The 21,114-nt window shown below is 64.8% G+C and carries 21 protein-coding genes; 12 read left to right on the top strand and 9 right to left on the bottom strand.

Annotated features, from left to right (window positions below):
* Positions 1 to 41: 41 nt before the first annotated feature.
* A complete protein-coding gene (locus ACIPG5_RS10405) occupies positions 42 to 443 on the top strand; it encodes a lysozyme inhibitor LprI family protein (protein ID WP_286913392.1) in 402 nt (133 codons plus the stop codon).
* A gap of 100 nt (positions 444 to 543) precedes the next feature.
* On the opposite strand, the gene ACIPG5_RS10400 is transcribed toward ACIPG5_RS10405, so the two are convergent.
* A complete protein-coding gene (locus tag ACIPG5_RS10400) occupies positions 544 to 1,488 on the bottom strand; it encodes a GlxA family transcriptional regulator (protein ID WP_401374743.1) in 945 nt (314 codons plus the stop codon).
* Between the two features lie 146 nt (positions 1,489 to 1,634).
* On the opposite strand from ACIPG5_RS10400, the gene choX reads away from it, so the two are divergent.
* From choX to ACIPG5_RS10375, 5 genes are all read left to right on the top strand, one after another.
* Positions 1,635 to 2,579 carry a choline ABC transporter substrate-binding protein gene (gene choX / locus ACIPG5_RS10395; RefSeq protein ID WP_176516199.1) on the top strand — a complete coding sequence of 315 codons (945 nt, stop codon included), beginning with the start codon at positions 1,635 to 1,637 and terminating at the stop codon, positions 2,577 to 2,579.
* A gap of 119 nt (positions 2,580 to 2,698) precedes the next feature.
* Positions 2,699 to 3,583: a 3-keto-5-aminohexanoate cleavage protein gene (locus ACIPG5_RS10390; RefSeq protein ID WP_401374739.1), complete on the top strand. Its 885-nt coding sequence runs from the start codon at positions 2,699 to 2,701 to the stop codon at positions 3,581 to 3,583.
* Between the two features lie 18 nt (positions 3,584 to 3,601).
* Positions 3,602 to 4,567, top strand: a complete 966-nt coding sequence (locus ACIPG5_RS10385) for an L-carnitine dehydrogenase (protein ID WP_401374736.1) — start codon at positions 3,602 to 3,604, stop codon at positions 4,565 to 4,567.
* A 10-nt stretch (positions 4,568 to 4,577) separates the two neighbouring features.
* Positions 4,578 to 5,054: a thioesterase family protein gene (locus ACIPG5_RS10380; RefSeq protein ID WP_401374733.1), complete on the top strand. Its 477-nt coding sequence runs from the start codon at positions 4,578 to 4,580 to the stop codon at positions 5,052 to 5,054.
* Positions 5,055 to 5,335: 281 nt separating this feature from the next.
* A complete protein-coding gene (locus ACIPG5_RS10375; RefSeq protein ID WP_003255717.1) occupies positions 5,336 to 5,593 on the top strand; it encodes a hypothetical protein in 258 nt (85 codons plus the stop codon).
* A 120-nt stretch (positions 5,594 to 5,713) separates the two neighbouring features.
* On the opposite strand, the gene ACIPG5_RS10370 is transcribed toward ACIPG5_RS10375, so the two are convergent.
* Both ACIPG5_RS10370 and ACIPG5_RS10365 read right to left on the bottom strand, forming a co-directional pair.
* Positions 5,714 to 6,820 (bottom strand): GlxA family transcriptional regulator, encoded by a 1,107-nt coding sequence (locus ACIPG5_RS10370; RefSeq protein ID WP_176517975.1) that lies wholly within the window; start codon positions 6,818 to 6,820, stop codon positions 5,714 to 5,716.
* 436 nt (positions 6,821 to 7,256) lie between these two features.
* Entirely contained in the window at positions 7,257 to 8,633 is a 1,377-nt protein-coding gene (locus tag ACIPG5_RS10365) for an L-serine ammonia-lyase (protein WP_176517974.1), read from the bottom strand.
* Between the two features lie 441 nt (positions 8,634 to 9,074).
* On the opposite strand from ACIPG5_RS10365, the gene ACIPG5_RS10360 reads away from it, so the two are divergent.
* The 3 genes from ACIPG5_RS10360 to choV all read left to right on the top strand — a co-directional run bounded on the left by ACIPG5_RS10360 (position 9,075) and on the right by choV (position 12,128).
* Positions 9,075 to 10,022, top strand: a complete 948-nt coding sequence (locus ACIPG5_RS10360) for a choline ABC transporter substrate-binding protein (RefSeq protein ID WP_176517973.1) — start codon at positions 9,075 to 9,077, stop codon at positions 10,020 to 10,022.
* An 82-nt stretch (positions 10,023 to 10,104) separates the two neighbouring features.
* Entirely contained in the window at positions 10,105 to 10,953 is an 849-nt protein-coding gene (gene choW, locus ACIPG5_RS10355; RefSeq protein ID WP_176517976.1) for a choline ABC transporter permease subunit, read from the top strand.
* A complete protein-coding gene (gene choV, locus ACIPG5_RS10350; protein WP_176517972.1) occupies positions 10,950 to 12,128 on the top strand; it encodes a choline ABC transporter ATP-binding protein in 1,179 nt (392 codons plus the stop codon). Before choW ends, choV begins: the two co-directional genes overlap by 4 nt.
* Before the next feature lie 120 nt (positions 12,129 to 12,248).
* Here choV and hisF read toward each other — a convergent pair whose 3' ends face one another.
* The 6 genes from hisF to ACIPG5_RS10320 all read right to left on the bottom strand — a co-directional run bounded on the left by hisF (position 12,249) and on the right by ACIPG5_RS10320 (position 17,167).
* Entirely contained in the window at positions 12,249 to 13,019 is a 771-nt protein-coding gene (hisF, locus tag ACIPG5_RS10345) for an imidazole glycerol phosphate synthase subunit HisF (protein WP_011536177.1), read from the bottom strand.
* A 10-nt stretch (positions 13,020 to 13,029) separates the two neighbouring features.
* Positions 13,030 to 13,767, bottom strand: coding sequence for a 1-(5-phosphoribosyl)-5-[(5-phosphoribosylamino)methylideneamino]imidazole-4-carboxamide isomerase (gene hisA / locus ACIPG5_RS10340; protein ID WP_016484508.1), 738 nt, complete (start codon positions 13,765 to 13,767; stop codon positions 13,030 to 13,032).
* Positions 13,768 to 13,794: 27 nt separating this feature from the next.
* A complete protein-coding gene (locus ACIPG5_RS10335) occupies positions 13,795 to 14,055 on the bottom strand; it encodes a DUF2164 domain-containing protein (RefSeq protein ID WP_176517971.1) in 261 nt (86 codons plus the stop codon).
* Positions 14,056 to 14,694, bottom strand: coding sequence for an imidazole glycerol phosphate synthase subunit HisH (gene hisH / locus ACIPG5_RS10330; RefSeq protein WP_176517970.1), 639 nt, complete (start codon positions 14,692 to 14,694; stop codon positions 14,056 to 14,058).
* Positions 14,695 to 15,288 (bottom strand): imidazoleglycerol-phosphate dehydratase HisB, encoded by a 594-nt coding sequence (gene hisB / locus ACIPG5_RS10325; protein WP_027594270.1) that lies wholly within the window; start codon positions 15,286 to 15,288, stop codon positions 14,695 to 14,697.
* 220 nt (positions 15,289 to 15,508) lie between these two features.
* Entirely contained in the window at positions 15,509 to 17,167 is a 1,659-nt protein-coding gene (locus ACIPG5_RS10320; protein ID WP_176517969.1) for an OFA family MFS transporter, read from the bottom strand.
* 350 nt (positions 17,168 to 17,517) lie between these two features.
* On the opposite strand from ACIPG5_RS10320, the gene ACIPG5_RS10315 reads away from it, so the two are divergent.
* The 3 genes from ACIPG5_RS10315 to ACIPG5_RS10305 are packed head-to-tail and all read left to right on the top strand — an operon-like array spanning position 17,518 to position 21,094.
* The gene (locus ACIPG5_RS10315) at positions 17,518 to 19,761 is read left to right on the top strand and encodes an AsmA family protein (RefSeq protein WP_401374725.1); all 2,244 of its coding nucleotides are present in this window, start codon (positions 17,518 to 17,520) and stop codon (positions 19,759 to 19,761) included.
* Complete coding sequence (gene mutY / locus ACIPG5_RS10310) at positions 19,758 to 20,825, top strand: A/G-specific adenine glycosylase (protein ID WP_313395410.1); 1,068 nt, start codon at positions 19,758 to 19,760, stop codon at positions 20,823 to 20,825. The genes ACIPG5_RS10315 and mutY overlap by 4 nt, the downstream gene beginning before the upstream one ends.
* Positions 20,822 to 21,094, top strand: a complete 273-nt coding sequence (locus ACIPG5_RS10305) for an oxidative damage protection protein (RefSeq protein ID WP_176517966.1) — start codon at positions 20,822 to 20,824, stop codon at positions 21,092 to 21,094. Before mutY ends, ACIPG5_RS10305 begins: the two co-directional genes overlap by 4 nt.
* Positions 21,095 to 21,114: the final 20 nt, after the last annotated feature.

Below are 21,114 nucleotides of genomic sequence, written 5' to 3'. Positions count from 1 at the left end.
GAGAATCCCTGCGATTCATCAGCCTGTTTAGGAGAAAACGGATGAAATCATTGGCATGGCTGGTACTGCTGGCGGTGGTCGGCGTGGCCCAGGCCGGCGAGGAAGAGAGCACGCCGTGCGACAACGTTGAAACCGACCAGCAGACCTATGCCTGCGCGGCGTTCAACAAGCAGACCGCCGAGCGTGAGTTGAAGTTGGCGTATGACGACCTGATCCAGCGTATTCGCGACCAGTATGCCGACGAAGCGGCCCAGGCCACGGCGCTGGTCGGGCGCATGGACGCCGCCGAGAAGCTCTGGACGCAATTGCGTGATGCCGACTGCAAGGTCGAGACCTACGCCGAGAAACCCGGGAGCAAGGCCTTCGAGGCGGCGTGGAACACCTGCGTGGCGCAGCGCAGCGATGACCGCTCGGAGTACCTGCAGACCATCGGGCAGCAGTAGCCTGCACGGCCCCCATCGCCGGCAAGCCGGCTCCCACAAGTGACACCACAGCCTTTTGTGGGAGCCGGCTTGCCGGCGATGAGGCCGCCACTGACACCCCTCAAACCGCCCGCGCCAGCCGATCCTCCCGGGGGCACCGGGCAAACCGCGCCCGGTAGCAGCGGGTGAAGTACGAAGCCGACTCGAACCCGCACGCCACCGCCACCTCCAGCACATTCATGTCGGTCTGACGCAACAGCTGCCGCGCCTTGTCCAGCCTCAGGCGCAGGTAGAAGCCGCTGGGCGTGTCCTCCAGGTGCAGGCGAAACAGCCGCTCCAGCTGGCGCCGGGTCACTTGCACCGCATCGGCCAGCACCTGGGTATTGAGCGGCTGCTCCAGGTTGCGCTCCATCTCGCCAATCACCTTCACCAGCTTCTTGTTGCTCAGGCCATAACGGCTGGCGATCTGCATGCGCTGGTGGTCCTGGCGCGGGCGGATGCGCCCGAGCACGAACTGCTCCGACACCTGCACCGCCAACTCGCTGCCATGGGCCTGGGCGATCAGGTCGAGCATCAGGTCGATCGACGCCGTGCCGCCGGCGCAGGTGATGCGCCGGCGGTCGATCTCGAACAGCTCCTGGGTCGCCTGCAACCTTGGGTAGCGCTCCTTGAAGGCGTCCAGCGCCTCCCAGTGCAAGGTCGCCCGGTAGCCATCGAGCAGGCCGGCCTCGGCCAGCAGCATGGCGCCGGTGTCGATGCCGCCGAGGATCACGCCGTCGTGGTCGAAGCGGCGCAGGCCCTGCTGCAGCGCCAGGCCGTAGTGCGCCAGCGGGTCGAAGCCGGCCACCACCAGCAACATCTTGCCCGGCGCCTCCTGCGCCAGCGCGCCATCGGCATTCACCGACATGCCATTGCTCGCCTGCACCGCGCCGCCGTCCAGGCTGAGCACGCGCCAGCGGTACAACGGGCCGCGAAAACGGTTGGCCACCCGCAGCGGCTCCAGGGCGCTGATGAAGCCCATGGCGGAAAAGCCCGGCAGCAATAGGAAGTGGATGGTGTCCGGCATCGAATGCTCCACAGTGAAGGTGGTCGCTTGCGTGCAAGTGTTGGTCGCCAGGGTGCGATTTTCCACCCCGCCGCCCGCGTAGCTTATTCACACGGCCCGCAGAGGCCGCCCACCATAACAATATGCACTGCCGATGGAGAGCCACCATGCACAGCTTGATCCGCCGCAGCCTGTTGTCCCTTGCCCTGAGCAGCATCGTCGCCACCCCGCTTTTCGCCGCCGAGCCCGCGGCCTGCAAGAACGTGCGCCTGGGCGTGGTCAACTGGACCGACGTCATCGCCACCAGCGCCATGGCCCAGGTACTGCTCGACGGCCTGGGTTACCAGACCAAGCAGACCAGCGCCTCGCAGCAGATCATCTTTGCCGGTATCCGCGACAAGCGCCTGGACATGTTCCTGGGTTACTGGAACCCGATCATGACCCAGACCATCACCCCATTCATCGACGCGCAGCAGGTCAAGGTGCTGGAAAAGCCGAGCCTGGAAGATGCGCGGGCGACCCTGGCAGTGCCCAAGTACCTGTATGACAAGGGCCTGAAGACCTTTGCCGACATCCACAAGTTCGACAAGGAGTTGGGCGGCAAGATCTACGGCATCGAGCCAGGTTCGGGCGCCAACACCCAGATCAAGGCCATGATCACCAAGAACCAGTTCGGCCTGGGCAAGTTCCAGCTGGTCGAGTCCAGCGAGGCCGGCATGCTCGCCGCCGTCGACCGCGCCGTGCGGCGCAAGGAAGCGGTGGTGTTCTTCGGCTGGGCGCCGCACCCGATGAACGTGAACATCGACATGGCCTACCTGGGCGACAGCCAGGATGCCCTGGGCCCGGACGAAGGCCGCGCCACGGTGTGGACGGTAACCGCCCCGGACTACGCCGACCGCTGCCCCAACGCCCACCGCCTGCTGGCCAACCTGAGTTTCAGCGCCGAGGACGAGAGCCGCATGATGCAGCCGCTGCTCGACCACAAGGACGCGCTGGAATCGGCCCGCCAGTGGCTCAAGGACCACCCCGACGACAAGGCCCGCTGGCTTGAGGGTGTGACCACCTTCGATGGCAAGCCGGCCGCAGACAACCTCAAGCTCAGCGCCAACTGACAGATCGCCTCGCGGATAAATCCGCTCCTACAAAACCTTTTGGCCAGGGGGCAGCGCCGCCCCCTGTAGGAGCGGATTCATCCGCGAAAAGCCTCAACCGACCCCACAAGGAACACACGATGAACCACGACGTCATCATCACCTGCGCCCTCACCGGCGCTGGCGACACGGTCGCCAAGAGCCACCTGGTCCCGGTCACCCCCAAGCAGATCGCCGAGTCCGCCGTCGAAGCCGCCAAAGCCGGCGCCACCGTGGTCCACTGCCACGTCCGCGACCCGCAAACCGGCCGCTTCAGCCGCGACGTGAACCTCTACCGCGAAGTCATGGAACGCATCCGCGAAGCCGACGTGGACGTCATCGTCAACCTCACCGCCGGCATGGGCGGCGACCTGGAAATCGGCCCAGGCGAATCGCCCATGGAATTCGGCCCCGGCACCGACCTGATCGGCCCGCTGGAGCGCCTGGCCCACGTCGAGGCGCTGCTGCCGGAAATCTGCACGCTCGACTGCGGCACCCTCAACTTCGGCGACGGCAACGCCATCTACGTCTCCACCCCGGCGCAACTGCGCGCCGGCGCCAAGCGCATCACCGAACTGGGGGTGAAGGCCGAGCTGGAAATTTTCGACACCGGCCACCTGTGGTTCGCCAAGCAGATGATCAAAGAAGGCCTGCTCCAAGACCCGCTGTTCCAACTGTGCCTGGGCATCCCCTGGGGCGCGCCGGCCGACACCACCACCATGAAGGCGATGGTCGACAACCTGCCGGCCAACGTCACCTGGGCCGGCTTCGGCATCGGCCGCATGCAGATGCCGATGGCAGCGCAAGCCGTGCTGCTCGGCGGCAACGTGCGGGTGGGCCTGGAAGACAACCTGTACCTGGACCGCGGCGTGCTGGCCAGCAACGGCCAACTGGTGGAGCGCGCCGCCGAGATCATCACCCGCATGGGTGGCCGCGTACTCAGCCCGGCAGAAGGCCGGGAAAAAATGAACCTCAAGCGCCGCTGATCCCTACTGGAGACCGATATGCCCTTCATCACCGAGATCAAGACCTTCGCCGCCCTGGGTAGCGGCGTGATCGGCAGCGGCTGGGTCGCCCGCGCCCTCGCCCACGGCCTGGACGTGATCGCCTGGGACCCGGCACCGGGTGCCGAGCAGGCGCTGCGCAAGCGCATCGCCAACGCCTGGCCTGCGCTTGAAAAGCAGGGCCTGGCGGCAGGTGCATCACCCGAGCGCCTGACCTTTGTGGCCACCATCGAGGAGTGCGTGCGCAACGCCGACTTCGTCCAGGAAAGCGCGCCAGAACGGCTGGACCTCAAGCTCGAGCTGCACGCCAAGATCAGCGCCGCGGCCAAGCCTGACGCCATCATCGGTTCGAGCACCTCGGGCCTGCTGCCCAGCGAGTTCTACGAATCGGCCACGCACCCCGAGCGCTGCGTGGTCGGCCACCCGTTCAACCCGGTGTACCTGCTGCCGCTGGTGGAGATCGTCGGCGGCAGCCGCACCGCGCCCGAAGCCATCGAAGCGGCAAAAACCATCTACACCGCCCTCGGCATGCGCCCGCTGCACGTGCGCAAGGAAGTGCCGGGCTTCATCGCCGACCGCCTGCTCGAAGCGCTGTGGCGCGAGGCGCTGCACCTGGTCAACGACGGCGTCGCCAGCACGGGCGAAATCGACGATGCCATCCGCTTCGGCGCCGGTTTGCGCTGGTCGTTCATGGGCACCTTCCTCACCTACACCCTGGCTGGCGGAGATGCGGGCATGCGCCACTTCATGTCGCAGTTCGGCCCGGCGCTGAAACTGCCCTGGACCTACCTGCCCGCCCCCGAGCTGACCGACAAGCTGATCGACGACGTGGTGGACGGCACCTCGGCGCAACAGGGCGAACGCAGCATCGCCGCGCTGGAGCGCTATCGTGATGACACCCTGCTGGCGGTGCTGGAAGCGGTGAAGACCAGCAAGGCCAAGCACGGCATGGCCTTTGGCGACTGAGGAGCGCACGATGCCCGCACTGACCACTTACCGCACCCCCGTCCAGGAGGACTGGGTCGACTACAACGGGCACCTGCGCGATGCCTTCTACCTGCTGATCTTCAGCTATGCCACCGATGCGCTGATGGAGCGCATCGGCCTGGATGCCGACAGCCGTGGGCAGAGTGGCAATTCGCTGTTCACCCTGGAAGCTCACATCAACTACCTGCACGAAGTGAAGCTGGCCACCGAGGTGTGGGTGCAGACGCAGATCGTCGGCTTCGACCGCAAGCGCCTGCATGTCTACCACAGCCTGCATCGGGCGGGGTTCGACGAGGCCCTGGCGGCCAGCGAGCAGATGCTGCTGCATGTCGACCTGGCCGGGCCGAAGTCTTCACCGTTCGCTGAGCGCAGCGTCGAATTGCTGCAAGGGCTGCTGGCTGAACAGCAGGATCTGCCTGCGCCTGCGTTCACCGGCCGGGTGATCGGCCTTCCCGCGAAGGCCTGACAACGCGTGTTTGCGGGGCAAAAAAATAGCCCCGCAAAGCCGTGAGCCAGCGGGGCCAAGAGCGAGCAACATCCACTGTGCGTGAGCGAGGGTGACCAAACCCCCTGGTACCGTGAATGGCTTCAGTGTGCAGGCTCGCCGGGCGCGGGATTTAGCCGTAAACGACCTGTTCTTAGCCAAAGCAGCCATGCCGGCATTCTGTTGTTGCGGGGCTGCCGTGCGCGTCACAGAATCGATGTGAATCAAGCAGCACTCTCTTCGCGATAAAAGGGACAATAGCCATGATGCATGCGGATTTGATTGATCAGGACGACCTGGCAGGCCACCTGCGCGCGCGCGGTTTCGACATTCCGGCCGGGGCCAGTGCCGAGCAGGCCTGCGAAGCGGTGGTGCGGGGGCTGACCGAGCCCAACGCGCGGGCGCTCAAGGGCATGGTCGAGCAGATGTATACCGGCAGCGCGACGATCTTGCCGGCGGTGCGCCAGGCCATCGACAAACAGCTGTTGCCGGCGTTGGCGCAGTTCAACAAGCGCGCCTGATCGGCTTTTCCTGTACTGGCCCTATCGCCGGCAAGCCGGCTCCCACAGATACCCCACTGAGCTCAAGGGCTGTGGGTTACCTGTGGGAGCCGGCTTGCCGGCGATGGGGCCAGCGCGGTTTCAGAGCCTCACACTGGCAAAGGTCGACTCGTTGCGCGCCTGGCTCAGCGCCGCCATCGGCCCGCTGTGCGGCGACAGCGCCATGGCCTGCGGAATCGGCATCATCGCCACCTGCTGCGCGGTATTGGAACCCACCCGCTCATCGCGCGGCGGAATGCCGAAGTACTCGCGGTAGCACTTGGAGAAGTGCGGGGTGGAGACGAAGCCGCACACCGACGCCACCTCGATGATCGACATCGGCGTCTGCTTGAGCAGCTGCCGCGCGCGGATCAGGCGCAGCTTCAGGTAGTAGCGCGACGGCGAGCAGTGCAGGTACTTCTGGAACAGCCGCTCGAGCTGGCGGCGCGACACCGACACGTACACTGCCAGTTCATCCAGGTCGATCGGCTCTTCGAGGTTGGCTTCCATCAGCGCGACGATTTCCTGCAGCTTCGGCTGGTTGGTGCCGAGCATGTGCTTGAGCGGCACGCGCTGGTGGTCCTGCTCGTTGCGGATGCGCTCGTAGACGAACATTTCGGAGATCGCCGCCGACAGCTCGCGGCCGTGATCGCGGCTGATCAGGTGCAGCATCATGTCCAGTGGCGCGGTGCCGCCGGAGCTGGTGAAGCGGTTGCGGTCGAGGGTGAACAGGCGGGTGCTCATGTTCACCCGCGGGAAGGCCTCCTGCATTGCCGCCAGGCATTCCCAGTGCACGCTGCAATCGAAGCCATCGAGCAGGCCGGCACAGGCCAGCGCCCAGCTGCCGGTGCACACCGCGCCCAGCCGGCGCGACTGGCGGGCCTGGGCCTGCAGCCAGGTGACGTGCTCACGGGTGACCGAACGCTGGATGCCGACACCCCCGCAGACGATCACGGTGTCCACCGGCGGTGCATTGCCGATGGCCGCATCCGGGGTGATCTGCAGGCCATCGCTGGCCCATACCTGGCCACCATCGACGGTCAGGGTGTGCCAGCGGTACAGCTCGCGGCCGGACAGCTGGTTGGCCATGCGCAGCGGCTCGACGGCCGAAGCCAGGGAAATGAGGGTGAAGTTGTCCAGTAGAAGAAACCCGATGGACTGGGGTGCTGTGCGGTTCTGGGTTGGATTCCCGGAGGTGTACGACGTCATCGCGATTTCTCCTCACACAATGCTGGGCGTGCCTCAGGCGGGCACTGATTTCTTGTTATTGACCCCTCGGTCATTTTCCGGGGGTGGTCTGCCAATCTCAACGCAAACGCCGTGCCTGAAGTTGAACGGCCATTCGAAAAAACCTGAAAACGACGCCAATGTTGGGCAATTCAAGGTCTTGCATCAAGGTTGTCAATCGCCTAAAACCGGCGAGTTAGTGCGATGCGTGTAACGGTTGAGCAGTTTAGTGACACGCGCAGTGTGGGTTTTCCAGAAACGACACTCTTGAGTGTCACCGACAACGCCCATACCAATCGCGACATCCGACGGCCGGCCATGCCCTGGAACAGGGCACCACTGAATCAGTGGTGCCCGTTGTGAATGCAGTGGGTACCTGCAGGAGCCGGCTTGCCGGCGATGGGGACAGCCCAGGGTGTCAGCATTCGATGACGCTGACCGCCAGGCCACCACGCGAAGTCTCTTTGTATTTGTCATGCATGTCGGCCCCGGTGTCGCGCATGGTGCGGATCACCTGGTCGAGCGAAATGAAGTGCTCGCCATCGCCGCGCAAGGCCATCTGCACCGCATTGATGGCCTTCACCGCCGCAATCGCATTGCGCTCGATGCACGGCACCTGCACCAGCCCACCCACCGGGTCGCAGGTCAGCCCCAGGTTATGCTCCAGGGCAATCTCGGCCGCATTCTCCAGCTGCGGCGGCGTCGCCCCCAGCACCTCGGCCAGGCCCGCCGCCGCCATGGCGCAGGCCGAACCGACCTCGCCCTGGCAGCCCACCTCGGCACCGGAAATCGACGCATTCTTCTTGCACAAAATGCCCACGGCAGCAGCACCCAGGAAGAAATCGACCACGCACGACTCGTCCACCGCATCGCTGAAGCGCATGTAGTAGTGCAGCACCGCCGGGATGATGCCGGCCGCGCCGTTGGTGGGCGCGGTCACCATGCGCCCGCCGGCGGCGTTCTCTTCGTTGACCGCCAGGGCGAACAGGTTCACCCACTCCATGGCGCTCATGGTCGAGCCGATCACGTTGGGTTTGCCGATCTCCTGCAGGCTGCGGTGCAGCTTGGCGGCGCGGCGGCGCACGTTCAAACCGCCAGGCAACGTGCCTTCGTGCTTGAGGCCGTTGTTGACGCACTCCTGCATGGCTTGCCAGAGCGTGTGCAGGCCGGCGCGGATCTCTTGCTCGCTGCGCCAGACCTTCTCGTTGGCCATCATCAATTGCGACACGCTGAGGTCGTTTTGCTTGCACAGGCGCAGCAGCTCGGCGGCGCTGTTGAAGTCGTAGGGCAGCACCGTCTGGTCGGCATCCAGCACGCCGCTGGCGGCCTGCGCGGCATCAACCACGAAACCGCCGCCCACCGAGTAGTAGGTGTCGCGGTGCAGCTCGCCCTGCTCGCCTTCGGCGATCAGGGTCATGGCGTTGGGGTGGTACGGCAGGTTCTCGTCCAGCAGGCGCATGTCGCGGGCCCAGACGAATTCGATGGGCAGGCGGCTGTCCAGCAGCAGGGTGTCGGTTTCACGCAGGTCGGCGATGCGCGGGGTGATCTGCGCCGGGTCGATCGCGTCCGGCCATTCGCCCATCAGGCCCATGATGGTGGCGTTGTCGGTGCCGTGGCCAATGCCGGTGGCCGAGAGCGAGCCATACAGCTGCACCTCCACCCGCTTCACCCGCTCCAGCTCGCCGCGTTCGCGCAGGCCCTGGACGAACAGGGCGCCTGCGCGCATGGGGCCGACGGTGTGGGAGCTGGAAGGCCCGACACCGATCTTGAACAGGTCGAACACGCTGATGGCCATTGTCGCTTCACCTCTTGCTGGGCTTGTCTCTGCGCGCCATGCGCAGGGCGGGGCAACTGCTAGGCTGAAGCTGCGAGCCGCCACGAATGCACGCATCATCGGGGTTTTGACGCCCTCCTCGCCGTCTGCAACCGACGTACTTTTGTCCACCAGCGCCGCGCTGTTTTGCCCAGCCGTGCGCCGTTTTCCAGCGCCCTGGTGACGCAAAAATGCGGCCGTGAGGATGGAAAAACCCATATGCGACATCGCCCGTACTGGATGCGACCCGTTCGGTACTGGTTACGACCCCACCAGTAGGCGTAAGCCCGGCGCTGGAGGATTATCGAAAGCGACTCGTATTGCACGGCCTCGCAACCTGCCCTCTGCAGGCCAGGTCGACCGGACCCTGAGAAAGCCCGGCGACCCGCGCGAACCCGAAGATAAAATCACAGGAGTCCATCCATGAAAGGTTCACCCTCGCTGTTGCTGGTTGCGTTGCTATCGGCACCGCTGCTGGCCCACGCCGCCGAACCCGAGCAGTGCCAGACGGTACGCTTCTCGGACGTCGGCTGGACCGACATCACCGTGACCACCGCAACCACCAGCGTTGTGCTCGAAGCACTGGGTTACAAGACCCACACCACCATGATCTCGGTACCGGTGACCTACAAGTCGCTGGCCACCGGCAAGGACCTGGACGTGTTTCTCGGCAACTGGATGCCGACCATGGAGAACGACATCAAGCAGTACCGCGACGCCGGCACCGTCGAAACGGTTCGCGCCAACCTGGAAAACGCCAAGTACACCCTGGCCGTGCCCCAGGCGCTGTATGACAAGGGGCTGAAGGATTTCAGCGACATTCCCAAGTTCAAGAAGGAACTGGACGGCAAGATCTACGGCATCGAACCGGGCAACGACGGCAACCGCACCATCCAGAGCATGATCGACAAGAACGCCTTCGGCCTGAAGGACGCCGGCTTCAAGATCGTGCAGTCGAGCGAGGCCGGCATGCTGGCGCAGGTCGACCGGGCGCAGAAGCGCGGCGAGGCGATCGTGTTCCTGGGCTGGGAACCGCACCCGATGAACACCCGCTTCAAGATGCAGTACCTCACCGGCGGCGATGATTTCTTCGGCCCCGAGTTCGGCAAGGCCACCGTGCTCACCAACACCCGCAAGGGCTACGTCAACGAATGCAGCAACGTCGGCCAGCTGCTGAAGAACCTGTCGTTCGAGCTCAAGGATGAAAGCACCATGATGGGCTATGTCCTGGACGACAAGATGAAGCCCGACGACGCCGCCAGGAAGTGGCTCAAGGCCAACCCCGGCAAGCTGGACACCTGGCTGGCCGGCGTGACCACCGTGGATGGCAAACCCGGCCTGGAAGCGGCCAAGGCCAAACTGACGCAATAACGCAAGGCGCTGTAGCAACACCGCCGGGGCGCGGCCGTGCCCGTCCCGGACTGATTTCAATCTTTGCAGGTGGAAGCTCGCTATCATGCTTATCGATCAGAAAATACCCCTGGGGCAGTACATCGCCTCATTCGTCGAATGGTTGACCCAGAACGGCGCCAGCTACTTCGACGCTATCGCCCAAGGCCTGGAATTCATGATCCACGGGGTCACCAGCGCCCTGACCTGGTTCAACCCGTTCGTGCTCATTGCCCTGTTCGCCGCCCTTGCGCACCTGATCCAGCGCAAATGGGCACTGACCGTCTTCGTCGCCTTGTCCTTCCTGCTGATCCTCAACCTGGGGTACTGGCAGGAAACCATGGAAACCCTGGCGCAGGTCACCTTCGCCACGGTGGTGTGCGTGGCCATCGGCGTGCCGCTGGGCATCCTCGCCGCGCACAAGCCGATGTTCTACACCGCCATGCGCCCAGTGCTCGACCTGATGCAGACGGTGCCGACCTTCGTGTACCTGATCCCTACCCTGACCCTGTTCGGCCTGGGTGTGGTGCCGGGGCTGATTTCCACGGTGGTGTTCGCCATCGCCGCGCCCATTCGCCTGACCTACCTGGGCATCTGCGACGTCCCCCAGGAACTGCTGGACGCCGGCAAGGCCTTCGGCTGCTCGCGCCGGCAACTGCTCACCCGCATCGAACTGCCGCATGCGATGCCGAGCATCGCCGCCGGCGTCACCCAGTGCATCATGCTGTCGCTGTCGATGGTGGTGATCGCCGCCCTGGTCGGCGCCGACGGCCTGGGCAAACCTGTGGTCAACGCACTGAACACCGCCGATATCTCCCTGGGCTTCGAAGCGGGCCTGGCGATCGTGCTGCTGGCGATCATGCTCGACCGTATCTGCAAGCAACCGGAACTGCCGGTAAGGGGTGAGGCATGAGCATCATTCGCTTCGAAGACGTCGACGTCATCTTCTCCAACAAGCCGCGCGAAGCGCTGGCGCTGCTCGACCAGGGCAAGACCCGCGAGCAGATCCTCAAGCAGACCGGCCTGGTGGTGGGGGTCGAAAAGGCCAACCTGGACATCAACAAGGGCGAGATCTGCGTGCTGATGGGCCTGTCCGGTTCGGGCAAGTCGAGCCTGCTGCGCTGCATCAACGGCCTCAACACCGTGAGCCGCGGCAAGCTGTTCGTCGAGCACGAAGGCAAGCACATCGACATCGCCCACTGCACCCCGGCAGAGCTGAAGATGATGCGCACCAAGCGCATCGCCATGGTGTTCCAGAAGTTCGCCCTGATGCCTTGGCTGACGGTGCGCGAGAACATCAGCTTCGGCCTGGAAATGCAGGGCCGGCCGGAAAAGGAACGGCGCAAGCTGGTGGATGAGAAGCTCGAGTTGGTGGGCCTGACCCAGTGGCGCAACAAGAAGCCGGACGAACTCTCCGGCGGCATGCAGCAACGCGTGGGCCTGGCCCGGGCGCTGGCGATGGACGCCGACATCCTGCTGATGGACGAGCCGTTCTCGGCCCTCGACCCGCTGATTCGCCAGGGCCTGCAGGACGAGCTGCTGGCGCTGCAGAACAAGCTGAGCAAGACCATCGTGTTCGTCAGCCACGACCTCGATGAAGCGCTGAAACTGGGTAGCCGCATCGCCATCATGAAAGACGGGCGGATCATCCAGTACAGCAAGCCGGAAGAGATCGTGCTCAACCCGGCCGACGAGTATGTGCGCACCTTCGTTGCCCATACCAACCCACTCAACGTGCTGTGCGGCCGCAGCCTCATGCGCACCCTGGACAACTGCAAGCGGATCAATGGCTCGGTGTGCCTGGACCCGGGGATCGACTCGTGGCTGGACCTTGGCGAAGGCGGTTCGCTCAAGCGTGCGCGCCAGGGCCAGAACGGGCTGGACCTGCAGAACTGGGCGCCGGGGCAGGATGTGGACTTGCTGGAGCGTCGGCCGACGCTGGTGAATGCCGACATCGGCATGCGCGAGGCGCTGCGGATTCGTTATCAGACCGGCAACAAGCTGGTGTTGCAGGACAACGACAAGGTGGTGGGGATTTTGGGGGATACCGAGCTTTATCACGCCTTGCTTGGCAAGAACCACGGGTGAAGCTGTTGGGGCCGCCTTGCGGCCCTTTCGCGACACAAGGCCGCTCCTACAGGAAAATGCGTACCTCTGTAGGAGCGGCCTTGTGTCGCGAAAGGAGGGCAAAGCCCTCCCAGCAATCCATCAGCGAACCACGATCCCGCGCGATGCCATGTAGGCCTTGGCCTCAGGCACCGTGTACTCGCCAAAGTGGAAGATACTGGCCGCCAGCACCGCACTGGCATGCCCTTCCAGAATCCCGTCCGCCAGGTGCTGCAGGTTACCCACACCACCCGAGGCAATCACCGGGATCCCCAGCGCATCGCTGATCGCCCGGGTAACCCCGAGGTCGAAGCCGTTCTTCATGCCGTCCTGGTCCATGCTGGTCAGCAGGATCTCGCCGGCACCCAGGCCTTCCATCTTCTTCGCCCATTCCACGGCATCCAGCCCGGTCGGCTTGCGCCCACCGTGGGTGAAGATCTCCCAGCGCGGCGCTTCGCCCGGCCCGGAAACCTTCTTGGCATCGATGGCAACCACGATGCACTGCGAACCGAAACGGTCTGCCGCCTCGCCCACGAACTCGGGGTTGAACACCGCGGCGGTGTTGATCGAAACCTTGTCGGCACCGGCGTTGAGCAGGTTGCGGATGTCCTGCACGGTGCGCACGCCACCGCCCACGGTCAGCGGGATGAACACCTGGCTGGCCATGCGCTCCACGGTATGCAGCGTGGTGTCGCGGCCATCGACGCTGGCGGTGATGTCGAGGAAGGTGATTTCGTCGGCACCCTGCTCGTTGTAGCGGCGGGCGATTTCCACCGGGTCGCCGGCATCACGGATGTTCTCGAACTTGACGCCCTTGACCACCCGGCCGTTGTCCACGTCCAGGCAAGGGATGATGCGCTTGGCCAGTGCCATGGTTCAGTCCTCAGCCTTGGTAGTTGTCGCAGAAGGCCTGGGCCTCGGCGACATCGAGGGTGCCTTCGTAGATGGCACGGCCGGTGATGGCGCCGATGATGCCGGGGGCCTTGGCGTCCAGCAGGGCCTTGATGTCACCCAGGTTGTGGATGCCGCCCGAGGCGATCACCGGAATGCGCGTGGCTTCGGCCAGGGCCTTGGTGAAGGGCACGTTGCAGCCTTGCATCATGCCGTCCTTGGCGATGTCGGTGTAGACGATCGCCGAGACGCCATCGGCCTCGAAACGCTTGGCCAGGTCGATCACCTGCACCGTGCTCACTTCGGCCCAGCCGTCGGTGGCAACGAAACCGTCCTTGGCATCCAGGCCGACGATGACCTTGCCCGGGAACGCCTTGCACGCTTCGGCGACGAACTCCGGCTGCTTGACCGCCTTGGTGCCGATGATCACGTAGCTCACGCCAGCCTTGACGTAGTGCTCGATGGTTTCCAGCGAACGGATGCCGCCGCCGATCTGGATCGGCAGGGTCGGGTAGCGCTTGGCGATGGCGGTAACCACTTCACCGTTGACCGGCTGGCCTTCGAAGGCGCCGTTGAGGTCGACCAGGTGCAGGCGGCGGCAGCCACCCTCGACCCACTTGGCGGCCATGCTCACCGGGTCGTCGGAGAATACCGTGGAGTCTTCCATGCGGCCCTGGCGCAGGCGCACGCAAGCACCGTCCTTCAGATCGATAGCGGGGATAATCAGCATCTTGGGAACCTGTCTATTTGTTGGGTTTCAGGGCTTCTCGAGTGCCCACAGGTCGCTTTCGATGCTCTCGAACCGCTCCTTGAGGTGCAGCTGAACATCGGCAATCGCCCTGTTGTAGTAATGGGGTGCAATCTCTTTGCTGAACACGTCGAGGACCTCGGCCACTTCGAACGACCCCAGCTGCAACTCGAAACGGTCTTCGAGAAAACGCTTGAGGGTATCGAGCGCCTCGCGCTCCTGTTCGGGGGCCAGGGTGATGACCGGGGCCTTGGCCTTCGACCTGCTCATTTACCAGCGCCCGTCCCAGGCCACGAAGTTCTGCAGCAGCTGCAGGCCATGGGTATGGCTCTTCTCGGGGTGGAACTGCACGGCGAAACGCGAACCATCGGCCAGCGCGGCGGCGAAGTCGACGCCATAGTGGCCGCGGCCGACCACCTGGCCCGGCTTGCCGGCTTCGATGTAGTAGCTGTGCACGAAGTAGAAGCGCGCACGCTCGGGGATGTCGTGCCACAGCGGGTGGTCGATGGTCTGGCTGACCTCGTTCCAGCCCATGTGCGGCACTTTGAGGTGCTCGCCGTCTTCTTCCAGGCCCTTGCCGAAGAAGCGCACCTGGCCTGGGAACAGGCCGATGCAGTCGACGCCCTGGTTTTCTTCGCTGTGCTCGAGCAGCGCTTGCATGCCCACGCAGATGCCGAGGAACGGGCGGTCCTGGCTGACTTCACGCACCAGGCTGTCGAAGCCCAGGCGGCGGATCTCGGCCATGCAGTCGCGGATCGCGCCGACGCCTGGGAACACCACACGGTCAGCTTCGCGGATGACGGCCGCGTCGCTGGTGACCACGACCTTGCCGGCACCTACGTGCTCCAGCGCCTTGGCCACCGAGTGCAGGTTGCCCATGCCATAGTCGATTACGGCTACCGTCTGCATTTACAGGCATCCCTTGGTGGATGGCATCTGCCCGGCCATGCGCTCGTCCAGGGTAATGGCCATGCGCAGGGCGCGGCCGAAAGCCTTGAACACGGTTTCGATCTGGTGGTGGGTGTTGTGGCCACGCAGGTTGTCGATGTGCAGGCTCACCAGGGCGTGGTTGACGAAGCCCTGGAAGAACTCCTGGAACAGGTCGACATCAAAGCCACCGACCGTGGCCCGGGTGTACGGCACGTGCATCTGCAAGCCAGGGCGGCCGGAGAAGTCGATGACCACGCGCGACAGCGCTTCATCCAGCGGCACGTAGGCGTGGCCGTAGCGGAAGATGCCTTTCTTGTCGCCGATGGCCTGGGCAAATGCCTGGCCCAGGGTGATACCGACATCTTCGACGGTATGGTGATCGTCGATATGCAGGTCACCCTTGCACTCGATATCCAGATCGATCAGCCCATGTCGGGCGATCTGGTCGAGCATGTGTTCAAGGAAAGGCACGCCGATATCGAATCGAGCCTTGCCACTGCCATCGAGGTTGATCGAGCACTTGACCTGGGTTTCCAGGGTATTGCGCTCGACGGAAGCCTTACGTTCGACCATCACCAGCTCCGCAAAATCATTGGGCGAAAAGGGCTCCATTATAGGCCCAGAACGCGCCAGCTTGAAACGCGGATGACATATGGCAATGCCGGAGGCTGCTTTGTAGCCCGATCGCCGGCAAGCCGGCTCCCACAGATCTCAACATCACAGAGCTCGTGTGGGAGCCGGCTTGCCGGCGATGAGGCCGTCACAGCCAGCCAATCAGCCAGCGGTCATGCCCTCAATGGAACAGCACCGCCGTCTTCTGCAGGGTGACCCACACCCCCCAGGCCAGCGGAATCACCACCACCGCCCAGGCCACCAGCACCAGCGGCAGGCTCCCCGGCGCAGCGTGCCACTCCAGCGACCGGCCGCCATCGGCGCCCTTGTCATGGCTCAGCGCCCGCTCGGCGGCAAGTTCGGCGTCGCTCATGAAGTGCTTATCCGCCACCGGCCGCACCAGCATGTTGCAGATAAAGCCCAGCACCAGCAGGCCGGCGAGGATGTACAGGGTCATGTCATAAGCCGCTGCCCGCTCGACGCCCGCCGCCAGCTGGTACTCGCGCAGGTAGGTGATCAGCACCGGCCCCAGCACCCCCGCCGCCGCCCAGGCAGTCAGCAGGCGGCCGTGAATGGCACCGACCATCTGCGTGCCGAACAGGTCGGCAAGGTACGCCGGCACCGTGGCGAAACCGCCGCCATACATCGACAGGATGATGCAGAACGCCGCCACGAACAGCGCCACGTTGCCCAGGTGCCCCATGTTCGGCACCAGGCTGTAGAGGCCGACACCCAGGGCGAAGAAGGCAAAATAGGTGTTCTTGCGGCCGATGTAGTCCGAGAACGAGGCCCAGAAGAAGCGCCCGCCGATGTTGAACAGGCTCAGCAAGCCGGTGAAACCGGCGGCGATCGCGGCAATCTGCGCCAGCTGCGCGGGGTTCAGCTCGCTGAAGGTCAGCTCGTTGCCTAGCAGCTTGCCGGCGAACACTTCCTGCAACAGCGGCGAGGCCATGCCGAGGATGCCGATGCCGGCCGACACGTTCAGGCACAGTACCAGCCAGATCAACGCAAATTGCGGGGTTTTCCACGCAACGCTGACATGCACGTGGCGGTCGGTGACCATCGCGTTGGCCTTCTTCAGCGGCGCGGTCCAGCCCTCGGGCTTCCAGCCGGTGGGCGGCACGCGGTAGGCCAGCGCGCCGGCGGTCATGAACACGAAGTAGATCGCGGCCATGGCGACGAAGCTCTGCCACACGCCGACCTCATGCTCGTTGCCAAAGTGGCCCATCAGCGCGGTGGCCAAGGGTGCACCCACCATCGCGCCGCCGCCGAAGCCCATGATCGCCATTCCGGTGGCCATGCCGCGCTTGTCCGGGAACCACTTGATCAGGGTCGAGACCGGCGAGATGTAGCCCAGGCCCAGGCCGATACCGCCAATGACCCCGGAGCCCAGCCACATCAACCAGAGCTGGTGGGTTTTTACCCCGACCGCCGAAATCAGCATGCCGCCGCACCAGCACAGTGCCGACACCAGGCCGGCCTTACGCGGGCCGGCATGTTCCAGCCAACCGCCGAGCACCGCGGCCGAGCAGCCGAGGAAGACGAAGAACAGGGTGTAGATCCAGCTCAGCATCGAGATCGGCCAGTCGCACTCGGCGCTGAACAGGCGGGCGATGAAGCCCATGTCGGCCGAGCAGGCGACCGGGGCGGTGATGCCGATGGCCTGGGACAACGGCAACCAGAACACCGAGAAGCCGTAGGCCATGCCGATGCACAGGTGAATGGCCAGGGCCGCCGGCGGCACCAGCCAGCGGTTGAAGCCCGGGCGGGCGATGATGCGCTCCTTCGACAGGAAGCCCGGCGCGCTGGCGGCGGCCCCTGCCGTGATACTGCTGTTCATGGATTCGATCCTTTTGTAGGTAGACGATGCCCGCGGATTGAATGCCCGGCTCTTCTGGCTGCACACAAGGTGAAACGCGGCCGTTGGCGGCAACGCCCGCGACAATCTGTCGCGGCGCTCCACGCAAGCGGCGCAAGGGTATCAGCAACACCTGACATAGTGGCAATCTGATGCAGGGTCGCGTCTCTCCCATAAACGGACGGAACTGCCCGCCCTCAGGCTGTCGAAAGCCGCACTACCTGATCCATTAGTAGGAAATGGCCTGTATCTCTTGTCGGATACTCAGGCCCTACCCCGGCGGCGCTATACTCAACCGCTTGAATTCAAAAACGGACTACAAGGACTCGCCCATGAAAGCGTTCGGCAAAATCCTGGGACTGGGGCTTCTCGGGTTGCTGCTGATCATCGTGGCACTGGGCTTTGCCCTGACCCACCTCTTCGATCCCAACGACTACAAAGACGAGATCCGCCAGCTGGCGCGCGACAAGGCCCATGTCGAGCTGACCCTCAATGGCGATATCGGCTGGAGCCTGTTCCCCTGGCTGGGCCTGGAGCTGCACGATGCCAGCATCGCCACCCTGAACAAGCCCACCGAGCCGTTTGCCGACCTGCAGATGCTCGGCCTGTCGGTGCGCGTGCTGCCCTTGCTGCGCCGCGAAGTGCAGATGAGCGACGTGCGCGTCGAAGGCCTGAACCTGACCCTGGTGCGCGATGAGCAAGGCCATGGCAACTGGCAGGACATCGGCAAGCCGCTGCCACCCCAGGGTGGCACCAGCAGCAACGCACCGGCCCCCGCCGAACAACCCGGCGCACCTGCCGACAGCGGCAGCGAGCGTGCGGTCAAGCTCGACATCGACAGCCTGACCGTGAACAACGCCCGGGTGCAGTACACCGATGCCCAGAACGGCAAGAGCTACAGCGCCGAAAGCATCCAGCTGAGCACCGGCCCCGTTCACGAGGGCACCAACATCGCCCTCAAGGCCAGTGCCTTCCTCAGCGCCAGCCAGCCGAACATCAAGGCCCGTACCGAGCTTGCCGGCGAGCTGCGCTTCGACCGCAAGCTCAAGCGCTACAACTTCGAAGACATGCGCCTGTCGGGCGAAACCTCGGGCGAGCCCACCGGCGGCAAGACCGTGACCTTCGCCGCCCAGGGCCAGTTGCTGGTCGACATGGCCGCCAACGTTGCTTCGTGGAACGGCCTGAAAGTCTCGGCCAACCAGCTGCGCGCCCTCGGCGAGCTGAACCTGCGCGACCTGGACAAAGCCCCGCAGCTCAGCGGTGGCCTGTCGATCGCCCAGTTCAACCTGCGCACCTTCCTCGACAGCATCGGCCGCCCCCTGCCGGCCACCAACGACCCGGCCGCCTTCGCCAAGCTGGAGCTGGTGACCCGCCTGCAGGGCACGCCGAACAGCCTGGCCCTGGCCGACCTTGCGGTAAAACTGGACGACAGCACCTTCACCGGCCGCGTGGCCGTGGACGACTTCGCCAAGCAGGCGCTGCGCCTGCAGCTCAAGGGCGACAAGTTCGACGCCGACCGCTACCTGCCGGCCAAGAGCGAAGAGGCCAAGGGCGCCACGGCCGCGCGCCAGAGCGAAGTGCAGCAGCAAGAAGCCAGCGCCGTGGGCAACCCCGGCACCTCGCCGCTGCCCAACGCCCCGACCCAGGTGGCCTGGAGCAATGACAAGCTGCTGCCGGTGGACCGCCTGCGCGAGCTCGACCTGCAAGCGGACCTGGCCTTCGGCGCGCTGACCCTGGACAAGCTGCCGATCAGCGATGCCCAGCTTCAGGCCACCAGCCAGGGCGGCCTGCTGACCCTGCAAAGCCTGCGCGGCGGCCTCTACAACGGCAGTTTCGAAGCCAAGGGCAGCGTCGACGTGCGCCCTGCGGTGCCGCAGGTTGGCTTGAATACCAAGATCAACCGCGTGCCGGTCGAGCACTTCATCAAGCGCGAAGGCAAAGAACAGGCCCCGCCAGTCAAAGGCCTGCTGACCCTCAACAGCGACCTGACCGCCACCGGCAACAGCCAGAAGGCACTGGTCGACACCCTCAACGGCAGCGCAAACTTCACCATCAACGACGGTGTGCTGGTCAACGCCAACCTGGAACAACAGCTGTGCCAGGCCATCGCCACCCTCAACCGCAAGACCCTCAGTGGCGAACCGCGCGGCAAGGACACCCCGTTCCAGGAACTGCGCGGCAGCCTGGTGGTGCGCAATGGCGTCGCCAGCAACCCGGACCTCAAGGCGCGCATCCCGGGCCTTACCGTCAACGGCCATGGTGACCTCGACCTGCGTGTGCTGGGCATGGACTACAACGTTGGCGTGATCGTCGAAGGCGACCAGCGCGCCATGCCGGACCCGGCCTGCCAGGTCAACGAACGCTATGTCGGCGTCGAAGTGCCGCTGCGCTGCCGTGGCCCGCTGGAGCTGGGCGCCAAGGCCTGCCGCCTGGACCAGGACGGCCTGGGCAAGGTCGCGGCGAAACTGGCCGGCAACCGCCTCAAAGACAAGATCGATGAAAAGCTCGATGAAAAACTCGGAGACAAAGTGAGCCCAGAACTGAAAGAAACGCTCAAGGGGCTGTTCAAGCGATGAGCCCAGAGCAGTTCTCCAGCGCCGTGCTGGCCTGGTACGACCAGCACGGCCGCCACGACCTGCCCTGGCAACAGGGCATCACCCCCTACCGAGTGTGGGTGTCGGAAATCATGCTGCAGCAGACCCAGGTCAGCACCGTGCTCAACTACTTCGACCGCTTCATGCAGGCCCTGCCGACCGTGCAGGCGCTGGCCGAAGCGCCGGAAGACGAAGTGCTGCACCTGTGGACCGGGCTGGGTTACTACACCCGGGCGCGCAACCTGCAGAAGGCAGCGAAGGTGGTGGTCGAGCAGTATGGCGGCGAGTTTCCGCGCAGCGTCGAGCAGCTCACCGAGCTGCCCGGCATCGGCCGCTCCACCGCCGGTGCCATCGCCAGCATCAGCATGGGCATCCGCGCGCCGATCCTCGACGGCAACGTCAAGCGCGTGCTGGCCCGCTACACCGCCCAGGCCGGCTACCCCGGCGAACCCAAGGTAGCCAACCAGCTGTGGGCCACCGCCGAGCGCTTCACCCCGCAGCAACGCGCCAACCACTACACCCAGGCGATGATGGACATGGGCGCCACGCTGTGTACCCGCAGCAAGCCCAGCTGCCTGATCTGCCCGGTGCAGCGCGGCTGCGAAGCGCACCTGCACGGTGAAGAAACCCGTTACCCCGAACCCAAGCCACGCAAGGCGCTGCCACAACGGCGCACGCTGATGCCGCTGCTGGCCAACCACGAAGGCGCGATCCTGCTTTACCGTCGGCCTTCCAGCGGCCTGTGGGGCGGCCTGTGGAGCCTGCCGGAGCTGGACGACATCGCCCAGCTCGACGACCTCGCCTACCAGCACGGCCTGCGCCTGGCCGACAGCCGCGCACTTGACGGCCTGACCCACACCTTCAGCCACTTCCAGCTGGCCATCGAGCCCTGGCTGGTGCGCGTCGACCCGGTCGGCCAGCACGTGGCCGAGGCCGACTGGCTCTGGTATAACCTCGCCACCCCGCCGCGCCTGGGCCTCGCCGCCCCGGTGAAGAAGCTGCTCAAACGCGCGGCCGACGAACTGATTGCAGGAGACGCCCGATGACCCGCACCGTGATGTGCCGCAAGTACAAAGAAGAACTGCCAGGCCTGGACCGCCCGCCTTACCCAGGCAGCAAGGGCCAGGACATCTTCGATCACATCTCGCAGAAGGCCTGGGCCGACTGGCAGAAGCACCAGACCATGCTGATCAACGAAAAGCGCCTGAACATGATGAACGCCGAGGACCGCAAGTTCCTCCAGGGCGAGATGGACAAGTTTTTCGCCGGCGAAGATTACGCCCAGGCCGAAGGCTACGTTCCACCGGCCGAATGACCCCAAAAATCGTAAGCGAC

This window comes from Pseudomonas sp. NPDC087029 (genome assembly GCF_044745345.1).
In the GTDB taxonomy this organism is placed as follows: Bacteria; Pseudomonadota; Gammaproteobacteria; order Pseudomonadales; family Pseudomonadaceae; genus Aquipseudomonas; species Aquipseudomonas faucium.
The sequence above is the reverse complement of the archived record's forward strand: the minus strand, read 5'-3'. Positions and strand labels throughout refer to the sequence as shown.